Source organism: Blautia hansenii (assembly GCF_013304445.1).
In the GTDB taxonomy this organism is placed as follows: Bacteria; Bacillota; Clostridia; order Lachnospirales; family Lachnospiraceae; genus Blautia.
The window spans coordinates 35,738-48,686 of the sequence record NZ_JAAITA010000012.1 but is presented as its reverse complement, the minus strand read 5'-3'; the positions used below and the strand labels follow the sequence as shown (position 1 = coordinate 48,686).

At 45.7% G+C, this 12,949-nt stretch carries 10 protein-coding genes and 1 pseudogene; all 11 read left to right on the top strand.

Annotated features, from left to right (window positions below):
- Positions 1–148: 148 nt before the first annotated feature.
- The 11 genes and pseudogenes from G5A70_RS09960 (at position 149) to G5A70_RS09910 (ending at position 12,939) form a co-directional block, all read left to right on the top strand.
- Entirely contained in the window at positions 149–520 is a 372-nt protein-coding gene (locus G5A70_RS09960; protein WP_173749499.1) for a GntR family transcriptional regulator, read from the top strand.
- Positions 517–1,420: pseudogene (locus G5A70_RS09955) on the top strand (ABC transporter ATP-binding protein). The gene G5A70_RS09960 and the pseudogene G5A70_RS09955 overlap by 4 nt, the downstream one beginning before the upstream one ends.
- A complete protein-coding gene (locus G5A70_RS09950) occupies positions 1,395–3,509 on the top strand; it encodes a DUF6449 domain-containing protein (RefSeq protein WP_173749498.1) in 2,115 nt (704 codons plus the stop codon). Before G5A70_RS09955 ends, G5A70_RS09950 begins: the two are co-directional and overlap by 26 nt.
- Before the next feature lie 121 nt (positions 3,510–3,630).
- Complete coding sequence (locus G5A70_RS09945) at positions 3,631–4,542, top strand: ArsR/SmtB family transcription factor (RefSeq protein ID WP_173749497.1); 912 nt, start codon at positions 3,631–3,633, stop codon at positions 4,540–4,542.
- A 171-nt stretch (positions 4,543–4,713) separates the two neighbouring features.
- Positions 4,714–6,201, top strand: a complete 1,488-nt coding sequence (gene galT, locus G5A70_RS09940; protein ID WP_173749496.1) for a UDP-glucose--hexose-1-phosphate uridylyltransferase — start codon at positions 4,714–4,716, stop codon at positions 6,199–6,201.
- 96 nt (positions 6,202–6,297) lie between these two features.
- The gene (locus G5A70_RS09935; RefSeq protein ID WP_173749495.1) at positions 6,298–7,119 is read left to right on the top strand and encodes a purine-nucleoside phosphorylase; all 822 of its coding nucleotides are present in this window, start codon (positions 6,298–6,300) and stop codon (positions 7,117–7,119) included.
- Positions 7,120–7,149: 30 nt separating this feature from the next.
- Positions 7,150–9,795 carry a DNA polymerase I gene (gene polA, locus G5A70_RS09930; RefSeq protein WP_173749494.1) on the top strand — a complete coding sequence of 882 codons (2,646 nt, stop codon included), beginning with the start codon at positions 7,150–7,152 and terminating at the stop codon, positions 9,793–9,795.
- Between the two features lie 33 nt (positions 9,796–9,828).
- The gene (coaE, locus tag G5A70_RS09925; protein WP_173749493.1) at positions 9,829–10,431 is read left to right on the top strand and encodes a dephospho-CoA kinase; all 603 of its coding nucleotides are present in this window, start codon (positions 9,829–9,831) and stop codon (positions 10,429–10,431) included.
- Complete coding sequence (locus G5A70_RS09920; RefSeq protein ID WP_173749492.1) at positions 10,418–11,215, top strand: MBL fold metallo-hydrolase; 798 nt, start codon at positions 10,418–10,420, stop codon at positions 11,213–11,215. Before coaE ends, G5A70_RS09920 begins: the two co-directional genes overlap by 14 nt.
- A 56-nt stretch (positions 11,216–11,271) precedes the next feature.
- A complete protein-coding gene (locus G5A70_RS09915) occupies positions 11,272–11,544 on the top strand; it encodes an ACT domain-containing protein (protein ID WP_173749491.1) in 273 nt (90 codons plus the stop codon).
- A gap of 30 nt (positions 11,545–11,574) precedes the next feature.
- A complete protein-coding gene (locus G5A70_RS09910; protein WP_173749490.1) occupies positions 11,575–12,939 on the top strand; it encodes a PFL family protein in 1,365 nt (454 codons plus the stop codon).
- Positions 12,940–12,949: the final 10 nt, after the last annotated feature.

The following is a 12,949-nucleotide window of genomic DNA, read 5'->3' as shown; positions in this document are numbered from 1 at the left end:
TAAAAATATGTATTTCTTCTACTCGCTTTTGTTCCTATATGTACAATTTGGTCTTGACAAATCACTCTTTCTCTTATAAAGTATTAAGTGTACTAATAATGTTAGTACACTTAATACGGAACTCTATTTTGGGAAAGGAGGAAACATTTTGATTGTTATTGATTATCAGAACCGAAAGCCCATATACGAGCAGATTGTAGAACGGTTTCAGATGCTGATTGTAAAAGGAATTATGGAGGCAGATACCAAGATGCCGTCGGTTCGTTCTTTGGCAACAGAACTTTCTATCAATCCCAATACCATTCAGAAAGCGTATACCATTCTGGAACAGCAGGGATACATTTATCCGGTAAAGGGAAAGGGGAATTTTGTTTCAGGAAATCAAGCATTGAAAGAAGAACAGAAGACCGTATTTTTTGAAAAATTGAAGAAACTGATACGGGAAGGACGGGAACTGGAAATACCAAAAGAACTTTGTCTGGAAAAAGCAGCGGAGTTCTATGAGGAGGGTAAATCATGATAAAAACAGAAAAACTGTGCAAAACATTCGGAGAAATAAAGGCAGTGAACGAAGTTTCCCTGACTATTACAGACAATAGTATTTTTGGTCTGGCAGGCACTAACGGCGCTGGAAAAAGTACTCTGCTGCGTATACTGGCCGGTGTGCTCAGACAGGACAGCGGAAAGATTCTGGTAGACGGACAGGAAGTATATGAGAATCCCGCCTGCAAAAGAGAGATTTTCTTTTTGCCGGATTCCTCCTATTTCTTCCAAAACAGCAGCATCTGCGATATGGCCAGATATTTTTCCATGTACTATCCGAGATACGATGTTGCCCGTGTGGAAAAGCTGGCAGACAAACTGGGACTGGAAAAAAAGAGGAAAATCAGTACGTTTTCCAAGGGTATGAAACGTCAGGCCGCCATGCTTCTGGGCGTCTGTGCAGGAACGAAATATTTGTTCTGTGATGAAACCTTTGACGGTCTGGATCCGGTGATGCGCCAGGCTGCCAAGAGTATTTTGGCCTACGAGGTATCAGAAAGGGAATTTACCCCGATTATTGCCTCTCATAACCTGAGGGAACTGGAAGACATCTGCGACCATGTGGGACTGCTTCACAGAGGCGGTGTGCTGCTTTCCAAGGACGTGGAGGAAATGAAGCTGCATATTCATAAAGTGCAGTGCGTGCTTTCTGAAGCCGCGGATGAAGAACTGCTGCTGAGGGAACTGGATATCATGCAGTATGAGAAAAGGCTGTCTCTGCTGACTATGGTTGTGCGGGGGGGAGCAGGAAGAAATTCTGGAGAAAATTCAGAAGAAGAACCCGCTTTTTGCAGAAGCCATTCCTCTTACTTTAGAAGAAATCTTTATCAGCGAAACGGAGGTAGCTGGATATGACATCAAGAAATTATTTATTTAACAGCATAAAAGAAAACATCCGCAGAAATTTTTATCTGCTGATTTTACTGTCTGTGTCCATGCTGGCTGTGCTTCCTGCTTACACAATCATGCAGATGGAACTGGCACCTTTGCAGTACCCTGCTATGGGAAGTTCTTTGAATTCCTCGCAGGAGATGCTTTTAAAATGCCTGGATTCCACCAATCCGGGTGTACAGATAGTGGTTATCGGCGCGGCTGTGCTGCTGGCTATGACGGGTTTTTCCTACCTGCATGCAGGAAAGAAGACTGACTTTTACCACAGCCTGCCCTTAAAGAGAGAGGAACTTTTTATGATTTCCTTCTCCAGTGGATTTTTGACCTTCCTGCTGCCGTATCTGGTATCCGTGGCTTTGACCTGCCTGGTAGGTGCGGTTTACGGTGGTTTCAGCGAACAGACGGCGGCAACGCTGTTTCAAGCCATGGGGATTCACATTTTATTCTTTGTGGTGATTTACAGTGCGGCTATACTTGCTGTTTTGCTTACGGGAAATCTGTTTACAGCGCTTCTGGCCTTTTTGGGCATGATGAGTTATGGCTGGCTGGTGTATATGGCTTATCAGATGTTGAATGATCGTTTTTTATATACCATGGGGAATTTCGGAAATTCCAGTATGGAATATTTTTTAAGTCCTGTAATTTCTTATATTGGTGTTGCGGATACCCTGCTAATTGCGCCCCAGCTGCAGAAACAGTTGATAATTCTGCATGTGGTGCTGGCTGTGGTACTTCTTGCAGCGGATATCTGTATTTATAAAATCCGTCCGTCGGAAAGCTATCATAAAGCCATTGCTTTTCAGAAGTTGCAGCCGTTGATTAAGGTCTGCTGTATCATTCCCATTGCTCTTGTGACGGCCCTGCTTTTCAGTTCCGGTATGACACACAGTTTTGTCTGGCTGGTGATTGCCGTATTGATTGTAAGCTTGGTTCTGTCCGTGGCTTTTGAATTTTTGTATACCATGGATCTTAGAAAAAGCCTGCGTCCCCGTGTTTCGTCAGGCATGGTGCTGGCTGCGGTGCTTCTTGTGCTGACGGGCTATAAGATGGATATTACAGGGTATGATTCTTATCTTCCGAAAAAAGAAAAAATAGAAACTATGTCCGTGTATTTCCCAAGCATCAATGGAAGATTTTCCTATAGTGAAGACTATTTTACCAATTACAGAAATGCAGAGGGTGATTTCCTGAAAAAAACCAGGATAAAAGACTTTGCACCTATATATGAATTGGCAAAAATGGGAGTAGAAGCCAGCAGAGAAGAAAAAAAGATAGATTATGGGACAGCGCCGGAATTAAGAGAGTCTGTGTATGCAACTCCTATGGATTATGTTACAAATCAGAACAGTCAGGGAGAAACCCTTGTTTCCGTGTATGTGGCTTATCATCTGAAATCAGGCAGAACCGTTTACCGGGCTTATATGATTCCGGAAACCGAAGAAGTGATTTCTCAGATAACAGCCGTGTATGATGACTGGAGTTACAGGGAAAAAATGCTGCCCACCAGCTATCAGAAGGCAGAGGACATAGATTATTTATACCTGGATACTTTTTATGAGTCGAGAAAACAGATTTCCGGGGGCAGAAGCGAGCTGGAAGAAATTTACAAGACGTATAAGACAGAACTGGAAAATATGAGTTTTCAGGAAAGCTGCGAAAACCGGGTTGTGGGTTATTTGATAACAGAAAAAGAGCGGAAGGATTATGGAAACGATACGTATACCACCAGCTACTCCCTTCCGATTTATGAGAACTTTACAAAGACCATGGGACTTTTAAAAGAAGCGGGAGAAGAGGTATTGGTAACCATAGATAGTGAGCAGGTTGAGGCTCTGACTCTGAGTTTCTGGAACGAAGAGCAGGAGAAGACTGTAGAAATCAAAGACAATGCCCAGATAGAAACACTCTCCGAGCATCTTACTTATGAGGACTGTCGCTATGGTGTGGACAGTCGTGTGGAATATGATATTATGGTAAACATTTTATGGAAAAACAGAGAATACGCATCTCCGAATGTATATCTTATGGGGGATGAAAGTGTGGAAGACATTCTGAAAAATCTGAATTTTGACTAACCGTTTGTATAGCAGGCGCCCCGGAGAAATCCGGGGTGTTTTTGCTTGTGTCATTGACAAGGCGGGAGGGGCGAGGGTACAATGAAGAAAAGAGATTTAAGAACAGCGAGGGTGTTGCAAAATGGGTAAACGAATCAATCTGGAAGAGGAAAAGGAATTGATGGCACTTGGAAAGGCGCTGTCTTCGGAAATCAGACTGAAAATTCTGGGACTTCTGCAGGAAGGACCTTTGTGTGTCAATGAAATTGCAGAGTTTTTGAACATTCCTGCTTCTTCCGCAGCGCTTCATGTACGGGTGCTGGAGGAGGCGGAACTTATCCGCACAGAGCTAAAGCCGGGTATTCGGGGCTACATGAAGCTGTGTATCCGTCAGGAAACCAGTGTGGTGCTGGATTTACAGAAAAAATCCAAGGAGCAGAGGGAAGAAGTGATTTCCATGCCTGTAGGAAATTATGTGGATTATAAAATTACTCCTACCTGCGGTATGGTAAATGAAGAAGAGTATATTGACGGAGAGGATGAGCCGCGCTGCTTTTACGACCCCAGACGGACCACGGCCAAGCTGGTGTGGTTTTCCTCCGGTTATCTGGAATACCGTTTCCCCAATGCGGGTATGCAGAAGGAGCCGGTAAAGTCTCTGGATTTTTCTGCAGAGTTATGTTCAGAAACAGCGGATTACAATCTGGACTGTCCTTCGGATATCACACTCTGGATTAACGGCATAGAGGCGGGAACCTGGACTTGCCCTTCGGATTTTGGAGGGAGAAGGGGGAAGTTAAATCCGGACTGGTGGGAAGATAAAAACAGCCAGTATGGTAATCTGAAAAACTGGCACATTGATGAGACCGGTACTTACCTGGACGGTCTGCAGGTCAGCGGACGGGGAATTGAAGCGTATGCTTTGGCCGAGGGACCTTATGTGTCAGTGCGCATCGGCATTAAGGAGGACGCAGAGCATGTAGGGGGTGTGAATATTTTTGGGAACTGTTTCGGAGATTATCCCCAGGATTTGGTTATGCGCCTGAAATATTAAGGCGGAGACGGGATTTCTTTGAAAAAGGGCTTTACATCTTGTTTTTCTGTGCTATAATTTCGTTATAAACAAGAAAGATGAATTAAAACATAAAAACTGTTTTAAATGAGAGAAGGGAATTGTGCAGGTCTGTTTTACAGGATGACACAACAGAATTGGGAGGAAGCAAATATGTTGAATAAAGATATCAGAGATTTGGTGCAGTATGGAATGGATGCAGGACTGGTGCCGCCCTGTGAAAAAAATTATACCATCAACCTGCTGCTGGATATGTTCCATGAGGACGAATACCAAGAGCCGCAGGAAGAAATCTGTGCCGATTTGGAGACGATTTTAAAAAGTCTTCTGGATGAGGCGGTAAAGAGAAACATTATCGAAGACAGCATCGGATACCGGGACTTGTTTGATACAAAGATTATGAACTGTCTCATGCCCCGTCCGTCCCAGGTGCAGGAAAAATTCTGGAAAGAATACGAAAAGAGCCCTCAGGAGGCTACGGATTATTTTTACAAATTAAGCCAGGACAGCGATTATATCCGCCGCTACCGCATTAAAAAGGACAGAAAATGGACCGTGGACAGCCCGTACGGTACTATTGACATTACTATCAATCTGTCCAAGCCGGAAAAAGACCCAAAAGCCATTGCTGCAGCAAAGAACGCAAAGCAGAGCAGCTATCCCAAATGCCTGCTGTGTATGGAGAACGAAGGTTATGCAGGACGGTTGAATCACCCGGCCAGAGAGAATCACCGGATTATTCCCATTACCATAAATGATTGCCAGTGGGGCTTTCAGTATTCTCCTTATGTGTATTACAATGAGCATTGTATTGTGTTTAACGGACAGCATGTACCTATGAAAATTGAGCGAAATACCTTTGTAAAGCTGTTTGACTTTATCAAGCTGTTTCCTCACTATTTTCTGGGTTCCAATGCAGACCTTCCCATTGTAGGAGGTTCTATTTTAAGCCACGACCATTTCCAGGGCGGACATTATACCTTTGCTATGGAAAAGGCACCTATGGAAAAGGAAGTCACCATTTCGGGATACGAAGATGTAGAGGCCGGCATTGTAAAATGGCCGTTGTCTGTGCTGAGAATTCGCAGCAAAGATGAAAAACGGCTGATTGATTTGGCCAGCCATGTACTGGAGGTGTGGAGAGGCTACACCGATGAAGAGGCGTTTATCTTTGCTGAGACAGAAGGAGAACTTCACAACACGATTACACCGATTGCAAGAAAAAGAGGAGAGTTTTTTGAACTGGATCTGACTCTGCGCAATAATATTACCACAGAAGAACACCCACTGGGACTGTATCACCCTCATGCAGCCTACCACCATATCAAGAAAGAGAATATCGGCTTAATTGAAGTTATGGGTCTGGCAGTACTGCCAGCCAGACTGAAAGAGGAACTGGAGCTTCTGGCTTCCTGCCTGCTGGAAGGAAAAGACCCTGCACAACATGAAATGCTGGTAAAACATGCAGACTGGGTAAAAGAATTTTTGCCGAAATATCCAAACCTTACCAAGGACAATGTGATGGACATTCTGCAGGAAGAAGTGGGACAGGTCTTTGTCCATGTGCTGGAAGACGCAGGGGTTTACAAATGCACGGAAGAGGGCCGGGAAGCGTTCCAGCGTTTTATCCACGCTTTATAATTCTAAAGAGAAAAACAAAAAAGATAGGTGTCCTGCCTGTCTTTTTTGTTTTTTTTATGCTATACTACTTGATAAACAAAGAAAAGAGGGATAGTTATGCATCCGGTATACGAAAAACTCCAGGGCTGTCTGGCCAGTATCCGGCAGAAGACAGACTTTGTGCCAAAGGTGGCGCTGATTCTAGGCTCCGGTCTGGGAGACTATGCAGAAGAGATAGAAATTCACCAAATCATACCATACGAAGAAATACAGGGCTTTCCCGTGTCTACCGTACCGGGACACAAGGGACGATTCGTCCTTGGATATGTAAAGGGCGTGCCTGTTATCATTATGCAGGGCAGAGTTCACTATTATGAGGGGTATTCCATTACAGATGTGGTGCTTCCGGTGCGTCTGATGAAGCTTTTGGGAGCCGAGATTCTGTTTCTTACCAATGCGGCGGGAGGAGTGAATTTTGACTTCCGGCCGGGAGATTTTATGATGATTACAGACCAGATTTCCTCCTTTGTCCCATCGCCGCTGATTGGCTCCAATGTGGAAGAACTGGGAGAGCAGTTCAGCGATATGAGTGAAATCTATGATAAGGATTTGCAGAAGCTTTTAGAGAGCACGGCAGAAGAATTGCGGATTCCTCTTCAGAAAGGGGTTTATATCCAGCTTACCGGTCCCAATTACGAATCTCCGGCAGAAGTGCGTATGTGCAGAATTCTGGGTGCAGACGCAGTAGGTATGAGTACGGCCTGCGAGGCTGTGGCGGCCAATCACTGCGGCATGAAAATCTGCGGAATTTCCTGTATTACCAATCTGGCCTGCGGCATGAGCGAAACCCCTTTAAACCATAAAGAGGTACAGGAGATAGCAGACCAAAAAGCCCCGGATTTCAAGCGGCTTTTGACGGCTGCGCTATCCCGTATGTAAGACAAAAATGAACCAGATAAGGAGAATACAATGAGGGAAAAAATCCTGCTGATAGACGGACACAGTATTTTAAACAGAGCCTTTTACGGCCTGCCGGATTTGACCAATTCCGAAGGGCTTCACACCAATGCCATTTACGGCTTTTTAAACATCCTGTTCAAAATGATGGAAGAAGAAAAACCGGATTATCTTACGGTTGCCTTTGACCTTTCGGCGCCCACCTTCCGGCACAAGATGTACGACGCCTATAAAGGAACCAGAAGACCCATGCCCCAGGAACTGCGCCAGCAGGTGCCGGTGATGAAGGATGTGCTTGGCGCTATGGGGGTGCCAATTCTCTCTATGGAGGGGTATGAGGCGGACGACCTTTTAGGAACGATTGCCAAACGGAGCGAGGCAAAGGGCATGGATGTCACCGTGCTTTCCGGAGACAGGGATTTGCTGCAGCTGGCTACAGACCATATCTGCATTCGTATTCCAAAGACAAAGGGCGGAAAAACCACCATTGAAGATTATTTTGCAAAAGATGTGCAGGAGGCTTATCAGTTAAGCCCGCTGCAGATTATTGAACTGAAAGCCCTGATGGGAGATACGGCGGATAATATTCCGGGGCTTCCCGGAGTGGGAGAAAAAACGGCTACCAAGCTGCTCTTAGAGTACGGCAGTGTGGAAAATGCCCATGCCCATGCAGAGGAAATTAAGCCCAACAAAGCAAAAAATGCTTTTTTAGAGCATTATGATTTAGCGGTACTCAGTAAGGATTTGGCAACTATCCGCATTGACAGTCCGGTGGAGTATGACTGGGAAACTGCCAGAATCCATGATTTATATACTCAGGAAGCCTACGAATTTTTTAAGGAACTGGAATTTAAAAATTTCCTTTCCAGATTTGAAGAGACCGGAAATACCAGCAAGGCAGAAGAGCATTTTGCAACCATTACGGATTTTGCAAAAGCAGAGGAACTTTTTGCACTGGCTCAAAAGAAAGAGCGGGTGGGACTGGAACTTCTGGAAGAAAAAGGAATGATTCTGGGGCTTGGTCTGGCTTATGAGGAAGAAGGGGATTTGCAAGTGTACGGCATGCTGCCCCAGGGATTTGTGACGGAAGCATATCTTCTGGATAAAGCAAAAATGCTCTGTCAGCAGGGAAATGCGGTGGCGTCTTTGAATGTAAAGGCCATGCTGCGGCATATGGATTTAGACCATCATACCGCCATGTTTGACGCCCAGATAGCCGCCTATCTCTTAAATCCCTTGAAATCCGAATATGCTTATGACGATATTGCCAGAGAATATCTGGGAGAAATGCTCCCTGCAAAGGAAGACCTGCTGGGAAAACTTTCTTATTCCAAGGCAGCGGCAGAGAAAGAAGAGGAACTGGCAAAAAGCGTCTGCTATATGGCTTATACGGCTTTAAAAGCCAGACAGCCTCTTTTGGAGGCTCTGGAAGCAGCAGGGATGAAAAAGCTGTATACAGATATGGAAATGCCTCTGTTGTTTACCCTTTCCGATATGGAGAAAGAGGGAATCCGGGTGAATGCAGAAGAATTGAAGGAGTATGGAGAAAAGCTGCAGGTGCGGATTGCAGAACTGGAGAAAAGTATCTGGCAGCAGGCAGGGGAAGAATTTAATATCAATTCGCCCAAACAGCTTGGAGTGATTCTCTTTGAAAAGCTGCAGATGCCGGGAGGAAAGAAGACGAAAACCGGATATTCCACGGCGGCAGATGTACTGGAAAAGCTGGCTGCAGATTATGCCATTGTATCGGATATTCTGGAATACCGCCAGCTTACCAAACTGAAATCCACCTATGCGGACGGTCTGGCGGGCTATATTGATGAAGGCGGCCGAATTCATTCCACTTTTAACCAGACGATTACTGCCACAGGGCGTATCAGCAGCACAGAGCCCAATCTGCAGAATATTCCGGTGCGGACAGAACTGGGACGGCTTCTTAGAAAGGTATTTATTCCCCAAGACGGGTATGTGTTCTTGGACGCAGACTACTCCCAGATTGAACTGCGTGTTCTGGCTCATATGTCCGGGGACGAAAAGCTGATACAGGCTTATCGGGAAGCCCAGGATATCCACAGAATGACGGCTTCTCAGGTGTTCCACATTCCTTTTGAAGAGGTAACTCCTCTGCAGAGACGGAATGCCAAAGCCGTCAACTTCGGTATTGTGTATGGTATCAGCTCTTTCGGACTTAGCCAGGATTTGAGCATTACGAGAAAAGAGGCAGAGCAGTACATTAAAAATTATTTTGAGACTTATCCGAAGATAAAGGGATTTCTGGATAATCTGGTACAGCAGGCCAAGGACGAGGGATATGTCAGTACGATGTTCGGACGCCGCCGTCCTGTGCCGGAACTGAAATCCAGCAACTTTATGCAGCGTTCCTTTGGGGAGCGGGTAGCCATGAATTCCCCTATTCAGGGCACGGCAGCAGATATTATTAAAATTGCCATGATTCAGGTCAGCCGCCGCCTGAAAGAGGAAAATCTGAAATCCAGACTGATTCTGCAGATACACGATGAGCTGCTGATTGAAACGGCAGAGGATGAGGTGGAACAGGTTTCCGCCATTCTGGAGCAGGAAATGAAGGGAGCGGCGGAGTTATCCGTATCCCTGGAAATTGATATGCACACCGGCAAAAGCTGGTATGAGGCAAAATAAATAGAGAAATGCGTTACAAAGGAGGAAGTGTCTATGAGGATTATAGGAGTAACCGGCGGCGTGGGAAGCGGCAAAAGCGCGGTATTGAATTATATGGAAGAACATTTCGACTCCAGAGTGGTAAAGGCAGATGAAGTGGGGCATATGCTGATGATGCCTGGAAGAGAGTGCTATGAACCGGTGATTCAGCTTTTCGGGGACTGGGTGGTAAGGGAGGACACCTCTTTGGACCGGGCAGCCATTGCATCCATTGTCTTTGATAATCCCGAAATGCTGAAAAAGCTGGACGATATTGTACATCCGGAAGTAAAAAAATACATTTTAAGGGAAATTGAACGGTCCAGAAAAGAAGAGACGGAATTTTTTTTTATTGAGGCAGCTTTGCTTCTGGAAGAAAAATATGATGAAATTTGTGATGAGATATGGTATATTTATTGCGAAAAAGAAGTACGCATGGAAAGACTGCGCAGAGACAGAGGCTATTCAGATGAGAAAATCAAAAAGCTGATGGACAACCAGCTTCCGGAAGAGGTCTTTGAAGAGCGCTGTGATTTCCAATTATATAATGATGAAGATGTAGCTCATACTTATCTTCAGATTGAACGGAAAATGAGGACATATTATGAATCTTTGTAGTATAGCCAGCGGTAGCAGCGGAAACTGTATCTATGTGGGAAGTGATACCACAAGCCTGCTGGTAGATGTAGGAATCAGCGGAAAACGCATTGAAGAGGGACTGCGAAGCATTGACCACACCACCGGGGACTGCGACGGTATTTTGATTACCCATGAGCACTCCGACCATATCAAAGGTCTTGGGGTGATTTCCAGAAAGCACAAAATCCCCATTTACTGCACCAGGGGAACCATGGAGGCCATGCAGTCCATGAGCAGCCTGGGGAAAATGCCGGAAGGGCTTTTCCGTCCCATAGAGGCAGACAAAAAATTTCAAATCGGGGATTTACAGGTGCAGCCCTTTGCCATTTCTCATGACGCGGCAGAACCGGTGGGATACCGGGTAAATCATGGTACAAAGTCTGCAGGCATTGCCACGGATTTGGGATATTATGATGATTACATAGTGCAGAATCTCTCCGGACTAGATGTGCTTTTGCTGGAAGCCAACCATGATGTAAATATGCTGCAAGTGGGAAGTTATCCCTATTATTTGAAGCAGCGTATTTTGGGAAACCGGGGACACCTTTCCAATGAAACGGCAGGCCGCCTTTTGTGCCGTCTGCTGCATGAGCGGATGAAAGCTGTTTTTCTGGGACATTTAAGTCGGGAGAACAATTACGAAGCGCTGGCTTATGAAACGGTCTGCTCCGAGGTGACTATGGGGGAAAATCCCTGGAAATCTTCGGATTTTAAAATTGCTGTGGCACACCGGGAGCAGGTGTCGGATTTGGTAACTGTGTAAAGACAGCAGGTAGAAAGAAACATTTTACAAATAAAATAAGAAATGAGGAGCTAATCATGAAGAAGACCATTATTACCGTTGTGGGAGAAGACACCGTAGGAATTATTGCAAAGGTATGTACTTACCTGGCAGAGAACAAAATTAACATTCTGAATATTTCTCAGACGATTGTAGACGGATATTTCAATATGATGATGATTACAGATACCAGCATGTCTGCAAAAAAACTCAATGTGATTTCCGAAGAACTGGAAGAGATTGGAAATGGAATCGGCGTGGTGATTCGTGTGCAGTTAGAAGACATTTTCACAAAAATGCACCGGATTTAAGAAGCAGGCAGAAAGGACGGAAAATCACCTATGATTAACATGTATGAAGTCAATGAGACAAATAAAATGATTGAGGAAGAAAACCTGGACGTGCGCACCATTACGCTGGGTATCAGTCTTCTGGACTGTATTGATTCCGATTTACAGCAGGTGAACCGTAAGGTTTACGAAAAAATTACGGGACTGGCCAGACATCTGGTGGAAACAGGAGATGATATTTCCAAGGAGTTCGGAATTCCGGTTGTCAATAAAAGAATTTCTGTAACCCCTATTGCACTTGTAGGCGGTGCAGCCTGCAAGACACCGGAGGATTTTGTCAGTCTGGCAAAGACGCTGGATAAGGCGGCGAAAGAGGTGGGCGTCAACTTTATCGGGGGCTATTCTGCCACCGTGTGTAAGGGCATGACAGCGGCAGACGAGCTTTTGATTCGTTCTATTCCTGAAGCGCTGGCTTCTACGGAGCGGGTATGCAGTTCTGTGAATCTGGGTTCTACCAAAACAGGAATCAACATGGATGCCGTGCGCCTTATGGGCAGTATTGTTCTGGAAACGGCTCAGGCTACCAAGGAAGAGGATTCTCTGGGCTGTGCAAAGTTGGTGGTATTCTGCAATGCTCCTGACGACAATCCGTTTATGGCAGGTGCTTTTCACGGAGTGACCGAGGCAGACGCGGTTATCAATGTAGGCGTATCCGGTCCGGGTGTTGTGAAAAAGGCGCTGGAACAGGTGAGAGGCAAGAATTTTGAAGTGCTCTGCGAAACGATTAAAAAGACGGCCTTTAAGATTACCCGCGTGGGACAGTTGGTGGCTCAGGAGGCGTCCAGACGTCTGGGGATTCCTTTCGGTATTATCGACCTTTCTCTGGCGCCGACTCCGGCTATTGGAGACAGTGTGGCAGATATTCTCCATGAAATCGGTGTGGAATATGCAGGCGCGCCGGGAACCACGGCTGCTCTGGCTCTTTTAAATGACCAGGTGAAAAAAGGCGGTGTGATGGCTTCCTCTTATGTAGGCGGATTGAGCGGTGCTTTTATTCCGGTCAGCGAAGACCAGGGTATGATTGACGCAGTTGTAGCGAATGCCCTGACCATTGAAAAGCTGGAGGCTATGACTTGTGTCTGCTCCGTAGGGCTGGATATGATTGCGATTCCCGGAGATACAAAAGCAACCACGATTGCAGGCATTATTGCAGACGAATGTGCCATCGGTATGGTAAACCAGAAAACTACAGCCGTGCGTGTGATTCCGGTTATCGGCAAAGGCGTGGGAGAAACGGTGGAATTCGGCGGTCTTCTGGGCTATGCGCCGGTTATGCCGGTGAATCCCTATTCCTGCGAAAACTTTGTGAACAGAACCGGAAGAATCCCGGCGCCGATTCACAGCTTTAAGAACTAAGGAGAAGAGG